The following is a 22,440-nucleotide window of genomic DNA, read 5'->3' as shown; positions in this document are numbered from 1 at the left end:
ACGACGGTCTGCCCGAGCGCGGGGACGTTGACGACGTCGCGCCACTGGACGCCGTCGACCACCTGGTTCCCCACCGAGAGCACCTGCACCGGCCACACCGGGCGCGCGCCCCCGCCTCCGCCGGCCCACCGGCCCGGACGGCGCCCCCACCCCGTCGGCCCCCAGAGAACCTGGAAGAGGCGTCTGCGCTTGTCCGACTTCATGAACTACCTGGTCCTCGGGTTGACCCGGGGATCGATGTACGCCCTCATCGCGCTGGGCTACACCCTCGTCTACGGCGTCCTGCAGCTGATCAACTTCGCGCACAGCGAGGTCTTCATGTCCGGGGCGTTCGGCAGCTTCCTCGTCGTCCACGCGCTCGTCGGTGACGGCGGGGACACGTCCGGCGTGAAGGCGGTCCTCGTCGTCCTCGCCGGGCTCACCTCCGGCGCCGTCACCGGTGCCGTCGTGGCCTACTTCCTCGAGCGGGTCGCCTACCGGCCGCTGCGCCGGCGCGGAGCACCCAAGCTCGCGTTCCTGATCAGCGCCATCGGGGCCTCGTTCCTGCTGTCGCAGCTGTTCGGGAAGCTGTTCAACCGGCTGGGCAACAACCAGTTCCCGACCTACTTCGACGTGAACAAGCAGCTGTTCACCCTGTTCGGCGCCAAGGTGACCCTGCTCCAGGTGATCATCGTCGTCGCCGCGCTGGCCCTCATGGTCTTCCTGGACCGGCTGGTCTCGGGCACCAAGCTCGGCCGCAGCATCCGCGCGACCGCGGAGGACGCGCCGACGGCCGCGCTCATGGGCGTCGACATCGACCGCACCATCTCGCGCACCTTCGTGATCGGCGGCGCGCTCGCCGGGGCGGCCGGCTTCCTCTTCGGGACCGCGTTCGTCTTCTCCAACACGATGGGCTTCATCCCCGGCATCAAGGCCTTCGCGGCCGCGGTGCTCGGCGGCATCGGCAACATCCGCGGCGCGATGATCGGCGGCCTGCTGCTGGGCGTCGCGGAGAACCTGATCCCGACGGCGCCCTGGACGGGCGAAGCCTGGATCGGCAACCAGTGGACCGACGTGGTGGCGTTCGTCATCCTCATCGCGATCCTCGTGTTCCGGCCCACGGGCCTCCTCGGCGAGCGTCTGGGGCGTGCCGCGTGAACAGTCGCTTCTCCCTCCCCCCGGCCGTCACCCGGCTGCTCGCCTGCCTCGCCGGCGGCGTCTTCCTGGCGACCATGGTCGGTCCCCAGCAGGGCTCCAAGGACGACTTCTGGCTGGGCCTGCGCCAGTCCCTGCTCGACGTCCGGATCATCTGGTTCCTGCTGATCGGCGTGCTGCTGTACCTGGCCATCACCTACCGGTCGGTGGTCAGCCGCTACGCCCAGCGTCCCGGCATCCGGCCGCTGCTCGCCGGTCTCCTGGTCCTCCTCGCGGCCTACTTCTTCATGAAGTGGTACGACCCGCTGGACGACGGCAAGTTCAGCACCCTCGCCGACGCGGTCGGGTCCACCAGCGGCCTGTCCGCGCTCACCAAGGCCTACTTCGGCTGGGTCTGGTGGGTCGCGCTGGTCCTGGTGGCGGTGCTGACCTTCGTGGCGATCGCGCTGCGGCAGCGGCTGCTCGGCTGGGTGGCCGCCGGCATCTCGGTGCTGGCCGGCGTCCTGGTGCTGGTCGCGCACGGCGACGCGGTCTCCTTCGCCGGCGGCACCGACCACTCCTTCGGTGCCGACGTCGCCTTCATCGGGCACCTGGTGCTGGCCCTGGCCGGCGTCCTCGCGGCCACCTCCCGCGAGGAGGTCGCCGCCCCGCGCGAGTTCGTCGAGCGGGTCATGGCCTACCGGCCCGGTCTGCCGCTGGTCGCGCTGGGCCTGGTGCTCGGCCTGCTCGCGCTGCTGACGGCGACCTGGTTCCTGCCCACCGGTGACAACCGCACGCTGGTCGACACCGCCGACCTGTTCGGCGACTCCGACCTGAGCGGGTTCTCCACCGCCTACCTCGGCTGGCTCGCCTACGTGCTGTTCGCGGTGACGCTGGTCGTCGCCGCGGCGGCGGTGTGGCTGCGCCAGCGGCTGCTCGGCTTCGCGGCCGCCGCGCTGGCGGTGCTCGCCATCATCGCGACGCTGGTCGCGCTGCACGGCATCAGCAGCACCGCGGCCGATGCCGGCTACGGCGGCGTCGGCGGCCCGTGGCAGGGCCTCGGGTCCGGCGGCTGGGTCACCTGCATCGCGCTGTTCAGCCTCGGCGCGGGTGGGTGGGTCGCGGCGACCAGCCGCGGGCGCCGGACCGTCGGCGGGCACGCCGCGTCCGGTGCGCAGCGCACCGCCGGCGGCGCGACCGCCGCGGGTGCCGAGCGCAGCACCGCCGGTGGCCGGCTGCACGCCGCTGCGTCGTCGACGACGGTGCGCAGCCTCTTCCTGCTCGGTGTCGGGCTGGCGCTGTTCTACCCGCCGACCGCGACCGGGTTCTGGCAGCAGGCGCTGGTCACCGACATCGGTGTCTACGTGCTGCTGGCCGTCGGCCTGAACGTCGTCATCGGCTGGGCCGGCCTGCTGGACCTGGGGTTCATCGCCTTCTACGCGATCGGCTCGTACACCACCGGCTACCTCACCGGCTCGCTGCCGGTGAAGCCGCCGTCGTGGCTGCTGCTGTCGCCGCTGTGGGCGATCCCGTTCGCCATCGCCATCTGCCTGCTCGCCGGCGTGATGCTCGGTGCGCCGACGCTGCGGCTGCGCGGTGACTACCTGGCGATCGTGACCCTCGGGTTCGGCGAGATCATCCGGCTCATCGCGGTGAACAACCCGGGCAACTTCACCAACGGCCCGCGCGGTGTGGAGAAGGCCGTGCCGCACCCGGTCGTCGACCTGGGCTTCATCCGCTTCCAGTGGGGGTCCAACCCGCTGCAGTACTGGTACCTGCTGCTGATCCTGCTGGGCCTCGTCGTCCTGCTGTTCTACCGGCTGGAGGGCTCGCGCCTGGGCCGGGCCTGGGCGGCGGTCCGCGAGGACGAGGTGGCCGCGCAGGCCACCGGTGTGAACACCACCCGGGTCAAGCTGCTCGCGTTCGCGATCGGCGCGTCGACCTCGGGCCTGGCGGGTGTGTTCTTCGGGAGCCAGATCGGCTACTTCAACCCGCAGAACTTCGTGCTCAACAACTCGATCCTCATCGTCGCCTACGTGGTGTTCGGCGGGATGGGCTCGCTCACCGGTGCCATCGCCGGTGCGGCGTTCCTGACCTGGCTGCCGAACTTCCTGCGCGACCAGGTGCCCGCCGAGGACCGCACCATGTGGATCGGCGCCGTCCTCATCCTGATGATGGTGTTCCGCCCGCAGGGGCTGATCCCGGCCCGCCGGCGCAAGGCCGAGCTGACCGGGCTGGCCGGGCACGACACCAGCACCAACCAGGAACTCCACGCGGTGCCGGCCCGGGAAGGGGTGTGAGGGGCATGACCAGCACGACCACCGAGCGGCGGACGACGGGCGGCGGCCAGGGCGACCTGGTCTTCGACGTCCGCGGCATCACGCTGCGGTTCGGCGGGGTGACCAGCCTCGACGACGTCACGCTGCAGATGCGGCGCGGCGAGATCCTCGCCGTCATCGGCCCCAACGGCGCCGGCAAGACCTCGCTGTTCAACTCCCTGACCGGGGTCTACACCCCGCAGGAGGGCGAGATCCTGCTGTCGGCGCGGCCCGGGGACGCACCGGTCAGCGTCATCGGCAAGAAGACCCACGTGGTCAACCGGATGGGCGTGGCCCGCACGTTCCAGAACATCCGGCTGTTCCCGGCGCTGACCGCGCTGGAGAACGTGAAGGTCGGCATCGAGACCCGGATGAAGTCCGGTCCGGTGTCGGCGATGCTCGGGCTGCCCTGGCAGCGCCGCGAGGAGCGCGAGTCGACCCAGCAGGCGTATGCGCTGCTGGACCGGGTGGGGCTGTCGCACCGGGCCAACGAGCTGGCCGGGTCGCTCGCCTACGGCGAGCAGCGGCGGCTGGAGATCGCGCGGGCGCTGGGCACCCGGCCCGGCGCGATCCTGCTCGACGAGCCGGCCGCCGGCACGAACCCGGTGGAGAAGCGGGAGCTCGCCGCGCTCATCAAGCAGGTCAACGACGACGGCATCGGCGTGCTGCTGATCGAGCACGACATGAAGCTGGTCATGTCGGTCGCCGACCGCATCGTGGTGCTCAACTTCGGCCGCAAGATCGCCGAGGGCACCCCGGAGCACATCCAGCGGGACCCGGCCGTCGTCGCCGCCTACCTGGGCACGTCGGAGGCCGAGGCGGAAGAGGAGCTGGAGAGCCACTCCCAGCCCGAGCTGCACGTCATCGACACCAGCGGGGGCGTCACCGGCGCCGGGACGGAGGACCAGCTGTGACCGCTGCCGAGCGGGCGCTGGGGGGCGTGCTCCTCGACGTCGTCGACCTGCAGGTGAAGTACGGCGCGATCGCCGCGATCAAGGGCATCTCCTTCGACGTCCGCGAGGGCGAGATCGTCGCGCTGCTCGGGGCCAACGGCGCCGGCAAGACGACCACCCAGAAGACGGTCTCGGGCATGCTCCGGCCGGCGGCGGGGTCGATCTCCTTCGACGGCCGGCGGATCGACGGGATCCCGCCGCACCACCTCATCGAGCTGGGCATCTGCCACGTCCCCGAGGGCCGGCACGTGTTCCCGCGGATGACGGTGGAGGAGAACCTCGTCATGGGGGCCTTCCGGTTCCGCAGCCCCGACGAGGACCTGATGGCCCACGTGCTCGACCTCTTCCCGCGGCTCAAGGAGCGGTTCGGGCAGGAGGCCGGCACGCTGTCCGGCGGTGAGCAGCAGATGCTCGCCATCGGCCGGGCGCTGATGGGCAAGCCGCGGCTGCTGCTGCTCGACGAGCCGTCGATGGGGCTCGCCCCGCTGATCGTCGAGCAGATCTTCGAGATCGTCCGGGGCATCAACGCCGACGGGGTCTCGGTGCTGCTGGTCGAGCAGAACGCCCACCAGGCGCTCAGCCTCGCCGACCGCGGCTACGTGCTGGAGACCGGCGAGCTGGTGCTCGCCGGCACCGGCCGTGAGCTGCTGGCCGACGACCGGATCCGCGCCGCGTACCTCGGCGAGGAGCTGGCCGGCTGACCGGCGCGGGGTGCCCCGGCAACTGCCGGGGCACCCCGCCACCTCTCCGGCGCGTCACTGCGCACGGTGACCGACCGTGCGCGACCCTGGGGTCACCGTCGAGGGGGAGGCTCCCGTGCCCAGTCAGCCGTCCGGCGCCGCGCGCCGGCCCGCGGTCGCCCGCGCCGCCCGCCCCGACGACCTGCCCGCGGTGCTGGCGCTGGTGCGCCGGCACACCGCCGAGCACAGCTACGAGTCGGTGCTCACCGGGCAGGGAGCGGGCGCGGCCGACGGCTTCACCCGGCTGCTGACCGACCCCGCGCACCGGGTGGTGGTCGCCGAGCTCCCGGACGGCGGGTGCACGGACGGCGGGTGCACGGACGGCGGGGGCACGGACGGCGGGGGCACGGTGGTGGGCCTCGCCGTCCTGGGCACCGACGCGCTGGCCGCGGTGCTCGGCTGCCCGCAGGTGACCGTCGACTGGTTCGTCGTCCACCCCGACCACCGCCACCGCGGGATCGGCTGCGCGCTGCTGGCTGCCGCGGCGGCGCACGCGCGGGCGGTCGGCGCCGAGCACGTGTCGGTCGCGGTCGGCGGGCAGGACGCCGAGCGGCAGCGGTTCTTCGCCCGCCGCGGGTTCGCGCCGCTGGCCACCCGGCGGATCGCCGGGGTCGCCCAGCTCACCCGCGGGCTGGCCGGTGCCCGGCCGTGGGCTGCCGCGCTGCCGGCGCCCCGGCGGCCGCTGCCGCGCCGCCGGTCGGCCCGGGTGCCGCTGCCGGAGCTGTCCGCCGACTGACCGCGGTCAGCCCTGCGGGGCGCCGCCGTCCCGGGGCCGGATCATGCAGGTGAGCCGGGCGCTGGCGGTGGGCTTGCCGGCGTCGTCGGACACCTCGATGAGGAACGTCGCCAGGGTGCGGCCGCGGCGCACCGGCGTGCAGACGGCGGTCACCTCGCCGGACCGGGCGGCGCGCAGGTAGCTGACGTTGAGCTCGATGCCGACCACGTTGCTGCCCGGCCCGGCGTGCAGCACCGCCGCCCACGACCCGATGCTCTCGGCGAGCGCGCAGGTCGCGCCGCCGTGCAGCAGGCCGAAGGGCTGCTCGTTGCCGGCCACCGGCATCGTCGCGACCAGCCGGTCGGGGGTGAAGTCGGTGATCCGGATGCCGAGCTTGTCGTCCAGCGGGCCCTGGGTGCCGGCCGGCAGCCAGTCGGGGCGGGGAGTGGTCACCGGGGCACGGTAGCCACACCCCGGTCGCGGGCTCGGCGGATCGTCGGTGGGCGCACCTAGGATCGGCTCCGATGTCCGCTCCCGCCGCTGCCCCCACCTCCGCCACCCCGGCCGCCGACGGCACCCGTCCCCGGCTGCTGCTGCTCGACGGCCACTCGCTGGCCTACCGGGCCTTCTTCGCCCTGCCGGTCGAGAACTTCTCCACGACCACGGGGCAGCCGACCAACGCGGTCTACGGCTTCACCTCGATGCTGATCAACGTGCTGCGCGACGAGCAGCCCACCCACCTCGCGGTGGCGTTCGACGTCAGCCGGAAGACCTTCCGCAGCGAGATCTTCGCCGACTACAAGGCCAACCGGGCCGAGAGCCCGACGGACTTCCGCGGCCAGGTCAGCCTGATCCAGGAGGTGCTCGGCGCGCTGCACGTCCCGGTGATCACCGCCGAGGGCTACGAGGCCGACGACGTCATCGCCACGCTCACCGTCGCCGCGGTCGACCAGGGGATGGACGTGTTCATCTGCACCGGCGACCGCGACGCCCTGCAGCTGGTGGACCCGCACGTCACCGTGCTCTACCCGCGCAAGGGCGTCTCCGACCTCACCCGGTTCACCCCGGAGGAGGTGGAGGCCAAGTACGGCCTGTCGCCGCAGCAGTACCCCGACTTCGCGGCGCTGCGGGGCGACCCCAGCGACAACCTGCCGAGCATCCCGAGCGTGGGGGAGAAGACCGCCGCCAAGTGGGTGCGCGAGTACGGCTCGCTCGATGCGCTGGTCGACCAGGTCGACACGGTCAAGGGCAAGGTCGGGGAGAAGCTGCGCGACCACCTCTCCCAGGTGCTGCAGAACCGCCGGCTCACCGAGCTCGACCGGCAGGTGCCGCTGGAGCTGGGCCCGCAGGACCTCGCCGTCCAGGCCTGGGACCGCAACGAGGTGCACACCCTCTTCGACAACCTGCAGTTCCGGGTGCTGCGCGACCGGCTGTTCGCCACCCTCACCAGCGCCGAGCCGGAGGTGGACGGCGGCTTCGACGTCACCGCCGACGAGGTGCCCGCCGGCGGGCTCGCCGACTGGCTGGCCGCGCACGCGCGCAGCAGCTCCACCGGCATCGTCTTCCGCGGCACCTGGGGTCGCGGCACCGGCGAGCTCACCGGCGTCGCGCTGGCCGCCGCCGACGACCACGCCACCTTCGTCGACCTCACCGACCACGAGCAGGGCCCGGGCCTGGACACCGCCGACGAGCAGGCGCTCGCCGCGTGGCTGGCCGACCCGGCCGCCGCCAAGGTCGTGCACGACGTCAAGGGCCCGCTGCTGGCCATCTGGGCGCGCGGCTGGGACCTGCAGGGCGTCGTCAGCGACACCGCGCTCGCGGCCTACCTCGCGACGCCGGGCCAGCGGTCGTTCGACCTCGGTGACCTCGCCGTCCGGTACCTGCGGCGCGAGCTCAAGGAGGTCGACGCCCCCGAGGAGCAGCTCACCCTCGACGGGCTGGGCCCGAGCGACGACGACGTGGCGCGGGAGGCCGCGAAGGCCGACGTCCTCAAGGCGGTGGCGGTCAACGACCTGTCCGACGCCCTCGAGCAGGTGCTCGCCCAGCGCGGCGGCGACCACCTGCTCGGCGAGATCGAGCTGCCGCTGACCCGGGTCCTCGCCCGGATGGAGCAGCGCGGCATCGCCGCGGACCTGGACTTCCTGCACGAGCTGCAGCAGGAGTTCGCCGCCGCCGTCGCCGACGCCGCGCAGGAGGCCTACGCGGTCATCGGCAAGGAGATCAACCTCGGCTCGCCCAAGCAGCTGCAGGCGGTGCTGTTCGACGAGCTGGGCCTGCCCAAGACCAAGAAGATCAAGAGCGGGTACACCACCGACGCCGAGGCGCTCACCTCGCTGCTGGCGTCGACCGGGCACCCGTTCCTCGAGCACCTGCTGCGCCACCGCGACGTCACCCGGCTGCGCACGGTCATCGACGGGCTGATCCCGATGGTCGACGACGGCGGGCGGATCCACACCACCTACCAGCAGATGATCGCCGCGACCGGGCGGCTGAGCAGCACCGACCCGAACCTGCAGAACATCCCGATCCGCAGCGCCGAGGGCCGCCGCATCCGGCAGGCGTTCGTCGTCGGCAGCGGCTTCGAGTCGCTGATGACCGCCGACTACAGCCAGATCGAGATGCGGATCATGGCGCACCTGTCCGAGGACGCCGGGCTGATCGAGGCGTTCACGTCGGGGGAGGACCTGCACTCGTTCGTCGCCTCCCGGGCGTTCGGCATCCCGATCGAGCAGGTCGACCCGGAGATGCGCCGGCGGATCAAGGCGATGAGCTACGGCCTGGCGTACGGCCTGTCCGCCTACGGCCTGTCGCAGCAGCTGCGGATCACCCCGGAGGAGGCGCGCGAGCAGATGCACGCCTACTTCGAGCGCTTCGGCGGGATCCGCGACTACCTCGACGGCGTCGTCGACGACGCGCGGCAGACCGGTTACACCGAGACCACGCTGGGCCGCCGCCGCTACTTGCCCGACCTCACCAGCGACAACCGGCAGCGCCGGGAGATGGCCGAGCGGATGGCGCTGAACGCCCCCATCCAGGGCTCGGCCGCCGACGTCATCAAGGTCGCCATGCTCAACGTGGAGAAGGCGATCGAGGCCGAGGGGCTCCGGTCCCGGATGCTGCTGCAGGTGCACGACGAACTGGTGCTCGAGGTCGCCGCCGGTGAGCACGACGCGCTGGAGGCGCTGGTCCGCCGGGAGATGGCCGGAGCGGCGCAGCTGTCGGTGGCGCTGGAGGTCTCGGTCGGCTTCGGCACGAGCTGGGACGCCGCCGCCCACTGACGCGGTCCGGGGGTCAGCCGGCCGGCCGTCCCCCGGTCCGGTCGGCGAGCCAGCCGGCCACCAGCGCGAAGCTGCGGTCGTTGCCCACCTCGGACGGGAAGCCGTGGCCGTTGCCGCGGATGCCGTGCTCGCCCAGCTGCAGGTGGTCGACGGCCACCCCACCGTCGCGCAGGAAGGCCACCGTCTGCGCGTCGGCCGCCGCCCGGCCGGAGGCGTCGGCGGTCACCACGCACACCGGGACGCCGGCGAGCCCGGGCAGCCGGCCGTCGTCGTCCCGGCGCAGCGGGCGGCAGGTGAGCCCGCCGTCCAGCCGGCCGGTCACGCCCAACCGGGTCAGGTCCAGCCCCGGCGGGCCGAGCGGCTCGAGCGCGACCAGCGCCCGCACCAGCTCCGGCCGCCCGTCGGCGGCGAGCCAGCCGGCCGGTGCGCCCGCCGAGTGCGTGACGACGACGGCCGGCCCGGTGCGCTCGAGCAGGTCGACCAGCCGCCGGGCGTCCAGGTCCTGACCGAGCGCGGCGTCCCGCAGCATCCCGGCCGACGAGGCCACCTGCGCGTCCAGGTGCGCGGAGCCCGGCGTCCGACCCCACGGCCAGCCGGTGTGGGCGGCCGCGCGGTCGCCGTCCGGCGGGACGAGGAAGCCGGCGCCGGCGTGGTCGGGGAACGCGGTGCGGGGGCCGAGCCGGGCGGGGTCCCAGGGGGAGCGGCCGTGGCCGGGGCGGTCGAGCAGGTAGACGGGGAAGCCGGCGTCCACCGCCAGGTCGGCCCAGCCCGGCGCCGCGCCGGTCGTGCCCAGCCAGTCGGTGGACTGGCTGCCCCCGCCGTGCACGAGCACCAGCGGCGGCCGGCCGGTGAGCTCGGCGGGCGCCTCCCACTGCACCCAGGCCGGGCCGAGCTGCCAGGCGCCCCGGTCGTCGTGCGCCAGGTCGCCGGGCAGCCAGCAGCCGCCGCGCCGCCGGTGCACCGGCGGCTGCTGCTCGTGCGGCGCGGTCACCGGGCGCCGACGAGCGAGGGCGTCTCCATGGCCTTGGTGCTCATCAGCCGGGCGACGAGCGCGTCCTCGTCGGTCTCCAGCCGCTTCAGGTCGGCCATGTCGCGGGCCAGCCGGTCGGGGTCGGCGGAGTGGAAGATCAGCCGCTTGATGGCGGTGGCCGCCGGGTTGACCATCTCCAGGAACACCCGGCGGCGCTCCCGCGCGTAGTCGTCGAGCACCTCCTCGGGCGCCTGGCCGGCCAGCACCGCGGCCAGCGCCTCGTGCAGCACGAAGGTGTCGAACAGGCCGCCGGTCAGGCCGAGGCCGCCGGCGGGGTTGGTGACGTGCGCGGCGTCGCCGGCCAGCAGCACCCGGCCCGACCGGAAGGTGGTGGCCGCCCGCTGGTGCATCCGGTAGGGCGCGTGCTCGACGACCTCCAGCCCGTCGAGGTCGGGCAGCACCGCGGAGAAGAACCCGGGCATCCGGTCCAGCACGCCGTCCAGCGGCAGCGCGTCGCCCTCGCAGTAGGTGTAGCGCCACAGCCCGGTGCCGCCGGTCTCGTCGAGCTTGGCGATCACCGCGCCGTACACGTCGTCGACGATGAAGGTGTTCTGCGCGAACCCGCGCTCGGCGAACGGGTAGCGGATGTTGGTGGCCACGAACCGCTCCGGCCAGGTGAACCCCTCGAACGCCAGCCCGAGCGCCGTCCGGACGGCGCTGTGCGACCCGTCGGCGCCGATCAGCCAGCCGGCGGTCAGCGTGCGGGTGCCCTCGGGCGTGCGGACGCTGGCGGTCACCGACCGCGCGTCCTGCGCCAGGCCGACCAGCTCGTGCTGCCACAGCACGGTGGCGTGCTCGTACCGGGCGAGCTGCTCCAGTGCGATCTCCACCAGGGCGCCCTGGCCGAGGTGCAGGTTGTAGGGCCGGGGCACCCGGCCGGTGAGCGCGTCCAGGCCGAACCGGACCCGCTCGCCGGTGCGGTGCGCGCGGTACTCGTAGTCCTGCTTGAGGATCCCGCGGCGGGCGGCCTCCTCGTACACCCCGAGCCGGTCGAGCCCGTCGAGCACGGCCCAGTGGTAGATCGCCGCCCGCGGCGACTGGACGACGTCCGGCGACCGGTCGACCACCGTGACCGGCACCCCGGCCCGGGCCAGCCCGAGGGCGTTGAGGATCCCCACCGGCCCGGCCCCGACCACCAGCACCCCGTCGCGCGCGCTCATGGGGGAACGCTCCGCGCCGGGCGGGGGCCGGGGCAACCCGGCTTCCGCGTCACGGCGGTACAGGAGCTCAGGCGGTGGCGCTGCCGTCCGCCCGGCGGACCTCGGCGAACGGCCGGGACTGCCACAGCGCCCAGTCGGCGCTCACGTCGCCGGCGGTGCGCAGCAGCTTCGGCAGGTGCTCGTCGAGCAGCGTCGCGGTCGAGGTCTCCGCGGCGTGCACCGTCACGTTCATCGCCGCCCGCACCGTGCCGGTGCCGTCGCGCACCGGCACGGCCACCGAGCGCACCCCGGGGGCGAGCTCCTCGTCGGCCAGCGCCCAGCCGCGGGCGCGCACCGCCGTCAGCTCCTCGTCGAGCTGCTCGCGGCTGCGGCCGATGTAGGGCGGCAGCCCGGCGCGGCTGGGCTGGGCCAGCACCGCCTCGAGCTCAGCCGCCGGCAGCGCGGCCAGCAGCACCTTGCCCTGCGAGGTCTGGACGGCGGGGAAGCGGGTGCCGATGTCGACCCGCAGCGCGATCAGCTTGGGCACCGCCACCCGGGCGACGTAGACGATGTCCGGGCCGTCCAGCTGCGCCATCGACGACGACTCGCCGGTGGCGGCGACCAGCTGCTCCAGGTGCGGGCGGGCGACGTCCCACAGCCCGAGCGCACCCACGTAGGCCATCCCGAGGGTGAGCACCTTCGGGGTGAGCCGGAACGCCCCGCCGCTGACGCTGACGAAGCCGAGCTCCTCCAGCGTCAGCAGCAGGCGGCGGGCCGTCGGGCGGGCCAGCCCGGCCGCCGTCGCGACGTCGCTGAGCGACATCGCCGGCCGGTCCGGCCCGAAGCAGGCCAGCACGTCGAGGCCGCGGGCGAGCGCCTCGACGAAGTCCGGCCCGCTGCCCCGGCCCGCCATCAGCCGGCCGCCCCCTCGTCGGCGTCGCCGAACAGGCTGCTGCGGGCCTCGCGGGTGCTCGCCGACTTGTACTCGGTGTACGTGTACGGGTTGTCCAGCACCTCGTCGTCCGAGGGCAGGTCCGGGTTCATCCCGGCGGCCCACGCCTCCTCGCCCAGGCTGCTGCGCAGGTGGTCGACGGTGGCCTCGACCTCGCGGCGCACCGCGGCCAGGTCCGCACCCACCAGCTGGTGGTCGTGCTTCACGATCCGGCCGTCGACCAGCACGGTGTGCACGTCGCCGCGCTGCGCCTGGAAGGCGACGTGGCCGTAGGGGTTCAGCAGCGGGAACGACACCGGCGAGCGGTCGTTCTTGATCAGCACGACGTCGGCCTTCTTGCCCGGCTGCAGGCTGCCCAGGTCGTCCCGGCCCAGCGCCCGGGCGCCACCGCGGGTCGCCCAGTCGACGACCTGCTCGGCGCGCAGGTGCACGTGCGTGACCGTCTCGCCCTGGACGTGCGCCTCCAGGTGCTCCCGCGACCGGTCGGCGCCCAGCGTGGTCCGCATCGCGGAGAACAGGTCGCTGCTCCACCACACGCTGGTGTCCATCGACAGCGACACCGGGATGTCGTGCCGGCGCACCTGCCAGGTGGGCGGGTAGCCCTGGCCGGCGCTCTGCTCGGACTCCGTGGACACCGAGACCGAGCCGCCGGTGGCGGCGATGCGGTGGTACGAGTCGGTGTCCAGGGTGGCGGCGTGCACGTAGACCGTCTCGGGGGTCATGAAGCCGTGCTCGTGCATGAGCTTGATGCCCGCGTCGTTGGTGGCGCCCCAGACACCGGCGTGCGTGGTGACCGGCAGGCCTAGCTCGCGGGCGGCCTCGAACGCCGCCTTCTCCGGGAACGACGGGTCGCCGGTGACGTCGAAGGCGAGCTGCAGGCCGAGCCGGCCCTCGTCCCGGCGGCGCCGCAGGAACGCCTGGACGCCGGGGTCGGTGGCCCACTCCCACGGACCGGCCTGGATGTTGCCGTAGGCCAGGTAGAACCGGCCGGGGACGGCGAGCAGCGCGTCGGCCGCGGCCTCGGCGTGGTCGACGGTCTGCAGGCCGTGCGACCAGTCGACGGTGGTGGTGACGCCCGCCTCGAGCGCGTCCCAGGCCGAGACCAGGTTGCCGGCGTGCACGTCCTCGGGGCGGAAGGCCCGGCCGTGCTCCAGGTAGTACCAGACGAAGTACTGGGTGAGGGTCCAGTCGGCGCCGTAGCCGCGCATCGCGGTCTGCCACATGTGCCGGTGGGTGTCGATCATCCCGGGCATCACGATGCCGCCGGTCGCGTCGACCTCCAGCGTGCCCTCGGGGACGTCGAGCGCTGGTCCGACCGCGGCGATGGTGTCGCCGACGACGAGCACGTCCGCGGACGGGAGGACGGTGTGCGCGTCGTCCATGGTCAGCACGGTGCCGCCGCGCAGCACCACGGGACGACCGGACGACTGCTCCGCGACATCGGTGTCGGGACGGGACACGGGCTCCTCCTGAGCTCGGTGGGGCATCAGCGGACGGCCGTCCGTACAGCGGTCAGCCGTTCATCGCGCTCACCTTTGACGTGAGCGCGCCCACATGTCAAGAGGTCGCAGCGTCCAGTCTGTGTCGCTTGACAGCCGGCCGGACGGTCCCCGAGACTGCCGTCCACCGCAGCGGACGACCGTCCGTCAGGCGGCGGACGACTCGACGACGACTCGATGACGAGGAGTGGGCGCAGGCATGACCGACCCCCGACCGGACGCCGCCGGGGCCGCGGGCCCCCTGAGCGGGCTGCTGGTCGCCGACTTCTCCCGCATCCTCGCCGGCCCGTACGCCACGATGCTGCTGGCGGACCTCGGCGCCGAGGTGGTCAAGGTCGAGGGCCCGCACGGCGACGACACCCGCACCTGGCAGCCGCCGGTCCGCGAGGGCGTGTCCACCTACTACCTGGGCGTCAACCGCAACAAGCGCTCGGTCGCCCTGGACCTCAAGGACCCCGCCGACCTGGCCGCCGCCCGGGAGCTGGCCCGCCGCGCCGACATCGTCATCGAGAACTTCAAGAGCGGCGGCCTGGCCCGCTTCGGGCTGGACTACGACAGCGTGGCGGCCACCAACCCGCGGGTCGTCTACGCCTCGATCACCGGCTTCGGCAGCCAGCCCGGCGGCGCGGAGCTGCCCGGCTACGACCTGATCGTGCAGGCCATCTCCGGGCTGATGAGCCTCACCGGCTCGCCCGACGGCGAGCCGTACCGGGCCGGCATCTCGGTGTTCGACGTTATGGCCGGGCTGCACGCCACCATCGGGGTGCTGTCCGCGCTCAACCACCGGCACGCCACCGGCGAGGGACAGCACGTCGAGGTGAACCTGCTCTCCTCGGCGCTGTCCGGGCTGGTCAACCACGCCAGCGCGGTCGTCGCCGGCGACGTGGTGCCGTTCCGGATGGGCAACAGCCACCCGAGCCTCTTCCCCTACGAGCCGCTGCCCTGCGCCGACGGCGAGCTGATCATCACCGCCGGCAACAACGGCCAGTTCCGCCGCCTGGTCGAGGTGCTCGGGGTGCCCGGGCTCGCCGACGACCCGCGGTTCAGCCGCAACGAGGACCGGACGGCGCACCGCGACGAGCTGCGCCCGCTGCTGGTCGAGCGGCTGCGCACCCGGACCAAGCTGGAGTGGTTCCGCGACATCATCGCCGCCGGCGTGCCGTGCGGGCCGATCAACACCGTCGACCAGGGCGTCGCCTTCGCCGAGGAGGTGGGCCTGGACCCCGTCGTCCAGGTGGGGGAGGGCGGCTCGGGCGTCCCGATGGTCCGCAACCCGATCACCTTCTCCGCCACCCCCGCCGCCTACCGGCTGCCGCCGCCGGCGCTCGACGAGCACGGCGCCGAGATCCGCAGCTGGCTCGCCACCCCGCAGGAGGACGCCTCGTGACCGACGGGACCACGCCGGAGTACCCGACCGCGCTCGGCGCGTCGAGCCTGCACTCGATCACGCTGCTGGGCACCGACCTCGCCCGCGACGTGATGGGCTCGGTCGGCTTCGGCGAGCTCGCCTTCTGGCTGGCCACCCAGCGCCGGCCCACCCCGGGGGAGACCCGGGTGTTCGAGGCGGTGCTCGCCGCGCTGGCCGACCACGGGTTCACGCCCACCGCGATCGTCACCCGCCTCACCTGGCTGTCGGCACCGGACTCGGTGCAGGGCGCGCTGGCCGCGGGGCTGCTGGGCGGCGGCTCCCGGTTCCTCGGCGTCACCGAGGACTGCGGCCGCTTCCTGCACGACGTCCTCACCGGCGTCGAGGGCGACCTGCCCACCGACGACGCCGGCTGGGACGCGCTCGCGCTGGAGACGGTCACCGCGCAGCGGGCCGCCAAGCGGTTCGTGCCGGGGCTGGGGCACCACGTGCACAAGGAGGGTGACCCGCGCACCCCGCGGCTGTTCGAGATCGCCACCGAGGAGGGGCTGGTCGGCCCGCACCTGGCGCTGTTCGCCGCGATCGGCCGGGTGCACCCCCAGGTGCTGGGCCGGACGCTGCCGCTCAACGGCGCGGGCGTCTGCGGCGCCGCGCTCGCCGACCTCGGGCTGCCGTTGGAGCTGCTGCGCGGCTTCGCGCTGCTGGCCCGCACCGCGGGGCTGATCGGGCAGCTCGCCGAGGAGATCCGGCACCCGGTCGGCAACGACGTGTTCCTCTCGGTGGACCTCAGCAACCGCTCGGTCGATCCTGACCCCTACGTGCCCGACCAGAAGACCAACGGAGGTCGTCATGGCTGAACTGGCCGCGGTCATCGCGTCCACGCACCACCCCTTCTACTACCGCGCCAGCACCTCCACCGGCGCCGACCGCCCGCCGTTCGCCGACGAGTGGGTGGCCAAGATCGAGCGGTTCCGCGAGACGCTCACGGCGGCCGAGCCCGACGTCCTGGTGATGGTCGGCAGTGACCACTTCCACCAGCTGTGGCTGGACAACATGCCGCAGTTCCTGGTCGGCAAGGCGCCGTTCTTCGACGCCAACTGGTACAACGAGGAACGCGAGTTCGGCCTGCCGAAGATGACGCTGCGCGGGGAGGAGGACCTCGCCGCGCACGTGCTCCGCACCGGCCTGGACGACGGCTTCGACCTGGCGTTCAGCAACGAGCTGCGGATCGACCACAGCATCACCTGCCCGATCATCACGCTGCGGCCGCAGGCGGACCTGCCGATCGTGCCGGTCTACACGAACATCTTCGCCCCGCCGCTGCCGCAGCCCAAGCGCTTCGTCCAGCTCGGGCAGGCGCTGCGGCACTGGGTGGAGTCCTGGGAGTCGGACAAGCGGGTGGCGGTCATCGGCACCGGCCACCTCTCGCTCGAGCTCGGCGGCCCGCGCCAGTTCGGCGAGCACGGGCCCGACCCGGAGTTCGACCGCAAGGCCGTCGACTGGATCGCCTCCGGCGACATCGAGGGCTGCCTGTCCGAGGTGACCCTCGACAGCCTGCACCACCCGGGCAACGCCACCCACGGGTTCATGGACTTCATGCTGATGATGGGCGTGGCCGGCGAGGGCCGGAAGGCCGACCACGTCGACACCCTCGACCTGTTCCACACCATGGAGGCCTACTTCACCTGGTACCCGGGAGGGGACCCCCGATGAGCAAGTACCTGGTGGACAAGTTCCTCTACACCGTCGACCGCGACCCGGAGCTGGTGGAGCGCTACCGCGAGGACCCGGCCGGCACGGTCGCCTGGTGGGAGGCCGAGCGGGCCGGCGTCATCCTCAACTGCCTGGTCGACGAGCGGACGACGTGGCTGTCGTTCACCGACGAGGAGCGGCGGGCGCTGGCCGGGCACGACCACGTGGCGCTGTTCTCCCTCGGTGCCCACCCGTTCCTGACCCTCACGCTGTTCATCGCCATGTTCGAGCGCGACCACGGGCCGCTGGAGTACCAGAAGGCCTACGGCAAGGCGATGGAGCACATCTCGATGCCCTACCCGGACATCGCCACCTGAGGAGTCCCCACCCGGCGGCCACGGGCCGCCCGACGAGCTGCCACCCCGGTCCTGCGCCCCCTGCGGACCGGGGTGGCGTCGTCCCCGGCCCCGGCCCCGGTCAGCGGTCGGTCGCCGGCTCCCCGACGGCGCCGGCCAGCACCGCCTCGTGCCGGGCCTGCACCAGGTGGTCCCAGTCGTGGTCGGTCAGCAGGTACGGCGCGTCCCGGCGGACCGCGTCCACCAGCAGGTCGGCGACGGTGTCCGGTGACATGCCCGCGCTGAGCGTGGCGTGCATCCGCTCCCGCAGCTCGGCCCCGGCGCGGGCGCCCTCGGTCTCGGTCGCGTTGCGCAGGTGGGCCGGCCGGTTGCGGCTGCCGTGGAACAGCTCGGTGGCGATCGTGCCCGGGCACAGCGCGGTGACGCCGATCGGGGCGCCGCGCCCGCGCAGGTCGGCGGCGAGCACCTCGGTGAGCGCGAACACCGCCTGCTTGGTGATCCCGTACATGTTGGACGCCGCGATGACCGAGGTCATCGAGCAGGTGTTGACCACGTGCGCCGGCTCCCCGTGGGCGAGCATCCGCGGGACGAACGCCCGCACGCCGTGCACCACCGACCAGAAGTTGACGTCGACCGTCCAGCGCCAGTCCGCGTCGGTGGCCTCCCAGATCGCGCCGTCCAGGTAGCCCTCGACCCCGGCGTTGTTGCACAGCAGGTGCACCGCGCCGAACCGGCCGGTCGCCTCCTCCGCCAGGTGCTCGACCGCGGCGGGGTCGGCGACGTCGGTGCGCACGCCCACCACGTCGGCGCCGGTGGCGGCGATCTCGGCGACGGTGCGGTCCAGCGCGTCCTGCTGGACGTCCGCGGCCACCACCCGCATGCCCTCGGCGGCCCATCGCCGGGCGAACGCCCGGCCCATGCCGCTGCCGGCTCCGGTGACCACGGCCACCCGGCCCTCGAACTGGTCCATCCTCGGAACTCCTGTCTGCGGGGGAGCGGGATCTGCGGGGAGCGGGGTCAGCGCGGGACGGCGAGCACGCGCACCAGGTCACCCGGCCGCTGCAGCCGGACCAGCGCGTCGGGCACGTCGGCGAGGGCGACCCGCTCGCTGACCAGCCCGGTGAGCAGGGGGTCGCCGGTGGCGGCGTGCGCGACCGCGGCGGTGTAGTCGCTGTGCCGGAAGGCGCAGCTGCCGGTGAGGGTGAGCCCCTCGCCGACCAGCGGGCCCAGCGGCACCGCGGCGGCCTCCCCGGAGAGCGCGACCTCCACGCAGGTGCCGCCCGGCGCGAGCACCGCCATCGCGTCGGTGACCGCGCCGGGCGCGGCCGAGCACTCCAGCACGGCGTCGAACCGGCGCCCGGTCCGCGCGACGTGCTCGGCGAGGGAGACCTCGCGGGTGTCGATGACGACGTCGGCGCCGGCCGCGGCCGCCGCCCGGCGCCGGCCGGCCGAGCGGCCGGCTCCGACGACGTGGTCCACCCCGGCGGCCTTGAGCGCGATCACCGCGTTGAGCCCGATGGTGCCGACCCCGAGCACCAGGACGGCGTCCCCCGGCCCGACCCCGGCCAGCGCGACCGCCCGGCGGGCCACGGCCAGCGGCTCCGCGTGCGCGCCCCACTCGGCCGGCACCCCCTCGGGCAGCGCGACCAGCTGCGCCGCGGGCACCGCGACGAACTCCGCGTACGCACCGGGCGCGGTGATGCCGATGTTCGGCAGCGCCGCGCAGCGGAACGGCAGCCCCCGCCGGCAGTCGCGGCAGCTGCCGCACGAGCCCAGCGGGTCGACGGCGACCGCCTGGCCCAGCTGCCAGCCGGTGACCTCGCGGCCGAGCGCGACCACCCGGCCGCCGAACTCGTGCCCCAGCACCTGGCCCTCGGTGGTCATGCCCTGTTCCACCGCGTGGACGTCGCTGCCGCACAGCCCGCACGCAGCCACCTCGACGACGACCCCGTCGGGCGCCGGGGTGGGGTCGGGCAGCTCGGTCAGCTCGGTGCCCCCGGGCACGCAGACGACGGCCTTCACCGGCGTCCGCCGCTGGTCGTCGGCCCAACCGTGACCCGCATGCCCATGACGAGAGCTCCTCCGCGACGACGATCCCGGCGGCCGGTGCGACCCGGGTCGGTGGCCGCCGACGGTAGCGGCCCGGCGGCGGGGTGAGCGGCTCGTTCCACGGTCCGGAAGACGGATGCGAACCGTCCCCGAACCTGCCGGCGCCGTTCCGCATCACGAAGGCGTCACTGCTCAGCGGGCTTGTTGACAAGTAACCATCCTCGTGGCGATAGTCCCCGCCACGAGTGGTGGCGGTCACACCGCAGCCCTCGTCGCCCGAGCCGCCGGTGGACCCCGGTGCGGGCAGGTCACCTGCACCGGCGTGCGGGCCAGCCGGCCCCCGCCCCCTCCCACGGCGAGGAAGAACTCGATGACGAGACGCTCCCGCGCGGTCCCCCGGACCGTCGCCTCCCGCTCCCTGGCGATGATCGCGGTCTCCGCGGTGGGCCTGTCCCTGGCCCTCACCGGCTGCGGTGCGGTCAGCTCCAGCACCGACTCCAGCGACTCCGGCTCGTCCGGCTCGTCCGGCAGCAAGGCCGGCGGGCCGTCCGACGCGCAGCTCACGGAGCTCAAGAAGCTGGTGTCCGACGCCCAGGCGGTGCCGACGTTCCAGGCGCCCGGGCCGGCCTTCGACGTCTCGTCGGTCAAGGGCAAGAAGGTCATGGTCATCCCGACGGCCAGCCAGCTCCCGGTGTGCGACCAGATCGGCAAGGACATCGTCGGCCTGGCCGAGAGCGTCGGGATGACCGGCACCTACTTCCAGAACAGCGGCGGCGCCAGCGGCTGGATCCCGGGCATGCAGCAGGCCGTCAGCCAGCACTACGACGCGATCGTGCTGGTCTGCGGCATCGACCCGAACCTGATCACCCCCCAGGTCCGGGCGGCGACCGACGCCGGCATCGCGGTCATCGACTCCGGCCTCGGCGACACCGAGGACGGCGGCACCGACCCGCTGGTGACCGCGCAGACCAACATCCCCAACGCCGAGTCCATCCGGCGGTCGGTGGACGTGGCGATCCTGGACCACAAGGGCAGCCCGTTCGACGCCTACATGGTCACCTCCAACGAGGTGCCCTCCAGCGTCGTGATGGCCAAGGCCGTGACCGACGAGTTCAAGAAGTACTGCCCCGGCTGCAAGCTGACCTCGACCAGCGTCGCGGTGCCGGACTGGGCCACCAAGGTGCAGCCGGCGGTGAACTCCGCGCTGCTCGCCAACCCGAAGATCAAGGCGGTCATCCCGATCTTCGACGGCATGGTCCCGCCCGCCGCGGCGGCCGTGACCGGGTCCGGCAAGAGCGGCGTCTACCTGTACGGCGACTACGGCGGCACGCCGGCGTACATCAAGGAGATGGGCACGACCATCCCGATGCACTCCGACACGGGGCCGACCCACCTCTGGCGGGCCTACGCGACCACCGACCAGATGCTGCGGGTGCTGACCAAGGCCGGTGCCGTCGACCCGAACAAGGCGATGGACCCGCACCGGCTGTGGACGCTGGACAACAAGGACGACGTCAACGGCCCGAACGACGGGTTCGGCACCGACTTCGAGACCCAGTACAAGAAGCTCTGGGGTCTGGGTTGAGCGACCCGGTCCGCAGCTCCGCCGGGGGGACGTCCGTCCCCCCGGCGGGGGCGGTCCCCGCCCTGGAGCTGCGGCACATCACCCAGCACTTCGGCGCCTTCCGGGCGCTGTCGGACGTCTCGGTGCGGATCGACCAGGGGGAGATCGTCGGGCTGCTCGGCGAGAACGGGTGCGGCAAGTCGACGCTGGTCAAGGTGCTGGCCGGGGTCAACCACCCGGACCCCGGCGGTGAGCTGCTGGTCGACGGCCAGCCGGTCGACCTGCCGCTGGCGCCCGGGCAGTTCCGCGACCTGGGGCTGAGCTTCGTGCACCAGGACCTGGGCCTCGCCCGCACGCTGACGGTCACCGAGAACCTGATGGTCGGCCAGACCGGCGCGGCGTCCTCGCGCCGGCCGATCAACTGGCGGGCGCAGCGGGCGCGCACCCGTGCGCTGCTGCGGTCCTACGGCGTGGACGTCGAGCCCGACGCGATCATCAACCAGCTGCCGCCGGTCGGCCAGGCGCTGGTGGCGATCGTCCGCGCGGCCGAGGAGCTCAAGGCCTACCGCGAGCGCAGCGAGGTCGCCCGGTCGATCCTGTTCCTGGACGAGCCGACCGTCTTCCTGCCCGAGGGGGAGGTCGCGTTCCTGTTCGCCCTGGTCCGCCGGGTCGTGGCCGACGGCGCCAGCGTCGTGTTCATCTCCCACGACCTCGCCGCCGTCCGCGAGCTGTGCGACCGCGTGGTCGTGCTGCGCGACGGGCAGCTGGCCGGCGGGGCCGCGATCAGCGACGTCGACGACCAGCAGCTGGTCGACATGATCGTCGGCCCGGCGAGCGGCAAGCTCGTCGGGCTGGCGCACCGGCGGTCGTCCGACGTGGACATCGCCACGCTGGAGCCGCGCGTGGCCGTCGAGGGCCTGCGGGGCGGCCGCGCCGTCGACGTCACCTTCTCGGTGCGGCCGACGGAGGTCGTCGGGCTGGCCGGCCTGCTCGGCTCCGGCGCCGAGGAGGTGCCCTACCTGCTGTTCGGCGCGCACCGCTCGACCGCCGGCACGCTGACCCTGGACGGCGAGCGGCTGCGCGTCCCGTCGCTGGACCCGACGTCGGCGGTGCGGCACCGGATCGCGCTGGTCCCCGCCGACCGCCGGCGGGACGGCGTCGCGCCGACCCTGTCGGTGGGGGAGAACGCGACCATCCTGGTCAACGACTCCTACACCCGGCTGGGCCGGCTGCAGGGCGGCCGGCTGCGCGGGCTGGTCAAGCGGATGGTGGAGACCTTCGACGTCCGGCCGCGCAACCCCGACGTGCTGATGGGCAACCTCTCCGGCGGCAACGCGCAGAAGGTCGTGCTCGCCAAGTGGCTGGAGATCGAGCCGCGGCTGCTCCTGCTGCACGAGCCCACCCAGGGCGTCGACGTGGCCGCCCGCGCGGAGATCTACCGGCTGGTCCGCGAGGCCACCGCCCGCGGCACCACGACCGTCTGGGTGTCCAGCGACTTCGAGGAGCTGGCCACCGTGTGCGACCGGGTGCTCGTCGTCGCCGACGGCGCGGTCCGCGCCGAGCTGGTCGACGGCGAGATCACCGAGGAGGCGATCAGCGCCGCCGTCTACCACTGGTCGACCGACGCCGCCGCCGTCCTGGCCGGCCAGCCCACCCCCTGACCCCACCCGACCCGC

19 protein-coding genes are annotated in these 22,440 nt (G+C 73.6%); 12 read left to right on the top strand and 7 right to left on the bottom strand.

Annotation, left to right across the window (positions count from 1 at the left end):
- Positions 1-189: 189 nt before the first annotated feature.
- The 5 genes from AB0J00_RS12735 (at position 190) to AB0J00_RS12715 (ending at position 5,860) form a co-directional block, all read left to right on the top strand.
- Positions 190-1,137 carry a branched-chain amino acid ABC transporter permease gene (locus AB0J00_RS12735; RefSeq protein ID WP_357744685.1) on the top strand — a complete coding sequence of 316 codons (948 nt, stop codon included), beginning with the start codon at positions 190-192 and terminating at the stop codon, positions 1,135-1,137.
- A complete protein-coding gene (locus tag AB0J00_RS12730) occupies positions 1,134-3,413 on the top strand; it encodes a branched-chain amino acid ABC transporter permease (RefSeq protein WP_357744682.1) in 2,280 nt (759 codons plus the stop codon). Before AB0J00_RS12735 ends, AB0J00_RS12730 begins: the two co-directional genes overlap by 4 nt.
- Before the next feature lie 5 nt (positions 3,414-3,418).
- The gene (locus tag AB0J00_RS12725; RefSeq protein ID WP_357744680.1) at positions 3,419-4,345 is read left to right on the top strand and encodes an ABC transporter ATP-binding protein; all 927 of its coding nucleotides are present in this window, start codon (positions 3,419-3,421) and stop codon (positions 4,343-4,345) included.
- Positions 4,346-4,371: 26 nt separating this feature from the next.
- Positions 4,372-5,085 (top strand): ABC transporter ATP-binding protein, encoded by a 714-nt coding sequence (locus tag AB0J00_RS12720; protein WP_357744698.1) that lies wholly within the window; start codon positions 4,372-4,374, stop codon positions 5,083-5,085.
- A gap of 115 nt (positions 5,086-5,200) precedes the next feature.
- Positions 5,201-5,860, top strand: coding sequence for a GNAT family N-acetyltransferase (locus tag AB0J00_RS12715; protein ID WP_357744677.1), 660 nt, complete (start codon positions 5,201-5,203; stop codon positions 5,858-5,860).
- Positions 5,861-5,866: 6 nt separating this feature from the next.
- Here the strand turns inward: AB0J00_RS12715 and AB0J00_RS12710 are convergent, their stop codons facing one another.
- The gene (locus tag AB0J00_RS12710; protein ID WP_357744674.1) at positions 5,867-6,292 is read right to left on the bottom strand and encodes a PaaI family thioesterase; all 426 of its coding nucleotides are present in this window, start codon (positions 6,290-6,292) and stop codon (positions 5,867-5,869) included.
- 71 nt (positions 6,293-6,363) lie between these two features.
- Here AB0J00_RS12710 and polA point away from each other — a divergent pair, with 71 nt between their 5' ends.
- Positions 6,364-9,117, top strand: a complete 2,754-nt coding sequence (polA, locus tag AB0J00_RS12705; protein ID WP_357744672.1) for a DNA polymerase I — start codon at positions 6,364-6,366, stop codon at positions 9,115-9,117.
- A 13-nt stretch (positions 9,118-9,130) separates the two neighbouring features.
- On the opposite strand, the gene AB0J00_RS12700 is transcribed toward polA, so the two are convergent.
- The 4 genes from AB0J00_RS12700 to AB0J00_RS12685 form a co-directional block, all read right to left on the bottom strand.
- Complete coding sequence (locus AB0J00_RS12700) at positions 9,131-10,108, bottom strand: alpha/beta fold hydrolase (RefSeq protein WP_357744670.1); 978 nt, start codon at positions 10,106-10,108, stop codon at positions 9,131-9,133.
- Positions 10,105-11,307, bottom strand: coding sequence for an FAD-dependent monooxygenase (locus AB0J00_RS12695; protein WP_357744667.1), 1,203 nt, complete (start codon positions 11,305-11,307; stop codon positions 10,105-10,107). Before AB0J00_RS12695 ends, AB0J00_RS12700 begins: the two co-directional genes overlap by 4 nt.
- A gap of 67 nt (positions 11,308-11,374) precedes the next feature.
- Positions 11,375-12,199: an IclR family transcriptional regulator C-terminal domain-containing protein gene (locus AB0J00_RS12690; protein ID WP_357744664.1), complete on the bottom strand. Its 825-nt coding sequence runs from the start codon at positions 12,197-12,199 to the stop codon at positions 11,375-11,377.
- A complete protein-coding gene (locus AB0J00_RS12685) occupies positions 12,199-13,698 on the bottom strand; it encodes an amidohydrolase family protein (protein WP_357744661.1) in 1,500 nt (499 codons plus the stop codon). Before AB0J00_RS12685 ends, AB0J00_RS12690 begins: the two co-directional genes overlap by 1 nt.
- Before the next feature lie 238 nt (positions 13,699-13,936).
- Between AB0J00_RS12685 and AB0J00_RS12680 the strand changes: the two genes are divergently transcribed.
- From AB0J00_RS12680 to AB0J00_RS12665, 4 genes are read left to right on the top strand one after another with little or no spacing between them, the layout of a single operon-like run.
- Entirely contained in the window at positions 13,937-15,124 is a 1,188-nt protein-coding gene (locus tag AB0J00_RS12680) for a CaiB/BaiF CoA-transferase family protein (protein WP_357744659.1), read from the top strand.
- Positions 15,121-15,960, top strand: a complete 840-nt coding sequence (locus AB0J00_RS12675) for a citryl-CoA lyase (protein WP_357744656.1) — start codon at positions 15,121-15,123, stop codon at positions 15,958-15,960. The genes AB0J00_RS12680 and AB0J00_RS12675 overlap by 4 nt, the downstream gene beginning before the upstream one ends.
- Entirely contained in the window at positions 15,953-16,816 is an 864-nt protein-coding gene (locus AB0J00_RS12670) for an extradiol ring-cleavage dioxygenase (RefSeq protein WP_357744654.1), read from the top strand. The genes AB0J00_RS12675 and AB0J00_RS12670 overlap by 8 nt, the downstream gene beginning before the upstream one ends.
- Positions 16,813-17,172 carry a hypothetical protein gene (locus tag AB0J00_RS12665; protein ID WP_357744651.1) on the top strand — a complete coding sequence of 120 codons (360 nt, stop codon included), beginning with the start codon at positions 16,813-16,815 and terminating at the stop codon, positions 17,170-17,172. Before AB0J00_RS12670 ends, AB0J00_RS12665 begins: the two co-directional genes overlap by 4 nt.
- A gap of 100 nt (positions 17,173-17,272) precedes the next feature.
- Here AB0J00_RS12665 and AB0J00_RS12660 read toward each other — a convergent pair whose 3' ends face one another.
- Complete coding sequence (locus tag AB0J00_RS12660; protein WP_357744648.1) at positions 17,273-18,121, bottom strand: SDR family NAD(P)-dependent oxidoreductase; 849 nt, start codon at positions 18,119-18,121, stop codon at positions 17,273-17,275.
- Between the two features lie 47 nt (positions 18,122-18,168).
- Positions 18,169-19,173 (bottom strand): alcohol dehydrogenase catalytic domain-containing protein, encoded by a 1,005-nt coding sequence (locus tag AB0J00_RS12655; protein WP_357744646.1) that lies wholly within the window; start codon positions 19,171-19,173, stop codon positions 18,169-18,171.
- 397 nt (positions 19,174-19,570) lie between these two features.
- Between AB0J00_RS12655 and AB0J00_RS12650 the strand changes: the two genes are divergently transcribed.
- The gene (locus AB0J00_RS12650) at positions 19,571-20,785 is read left to right on the top strand and encodes a substrate-binding domain-containing protein (RefSeq protein ID WP_357744643.1); all 1,215 of its coding nucleotides are present in this window, start codon (positions 19,571-19,573) and stop codon (positions 20,783-20,785) included.
- Positions 20,782-22,425 carry a sugar ABC transporter ATP-binding protein gene (locus AB0J00_RS12645; RefSeq protein ID WP_357744640.1) on the top strand — a complete coding sequence of 548 codons (1,644 nt, stop codon included), beginning with the start codon at positions 20,782-20,784 and terminating at the stop codon, positions 22,423-22,425. Before AB0J00_RS12650 ends, AB0J00_RS12645 begins: the two co-directional genes overlap by 4 nt.
- The last annotated feature ends 15 nt before the right edge of the window (positions 22,426-22,440 follow it).

This window comes from Modestobacter sp. NPDC049651 (genome assembly GCF_040659695.1).
Lineage (GTDB): Bacteria > Actinomycetota > Actinomycetes > Mycobacteriales > Geodermatophilaceae > Modestobacter.
The sequence above is the reverse complement of the archived record's forward strand: the minus strand, read 5'-3'. Positions and strand labels throughout refer to the sequence as shown.

Coding starts and splice junctions, on each gene's coding strand:
- AB0J00_RS12680 (WP_357744659.1), top strand. CDS start 13,937: ATGACCGACCCCCGACCGGACGCCGCCGGGGCCGCGGGCCCCCTGAGC.
- AB0J00_RS12650 (WP_357744643.1), top strand. CDS start 19,571: ATGACGAGACGCTCCCGCGCGGTCCCCCGGACCGTCGCCTCCCGCTCC.
- AB0J00_RS12665 (WP_357744651.1), top strand. CDS start 16,813: ATGAGCAAGTACCTGGTGGACAAGTTCCTCTACACCGTCGACCGCGAC.
- AB0J00_RS12670 (WP_357744654.1), top strand. CDS start 15,953: ATGGCTGAACTGGCCGCGGTCATCGCGTCCACGCACCACCCCTTCTAC.
- AB0J00_RS12690 (WP_357744664.1), bottom strand. CDS start 12,199: ATGGCGGGCCGGGGCAGCGGGCCGGACTTCGTCGAGGCGCTCGCCCGC.
- AB0J00_RS12695 (WP_357744667.1), bottom strand. CDS start 11,307: ATGAGCGCGCGCGACGGGGTGCTGGTGGTCGGGGCCGGGCCGGTGGGG.
- AB0J00_RS12660 (WP_357744648.1), bottom strand. CDS start 18,121: ATGGACCAGTTCGAGGGCCGGGTGGCCGTGGTCACCGGAGCCGGCAGC.
- polA (WP_357744672.1), top strand. CDS start 6,364: ATGTCCGCTCCCGCCGCTGCCCCCACCTCCGCCACCCCGGCCGCCGAC.
- AB0J00_RS12725 (WP_357744680.1), top strand. CDS start 3,419: ATGACCAGCACGACCACCGAGCGGCGGACGACGGGCGGCGGCCAGGGC.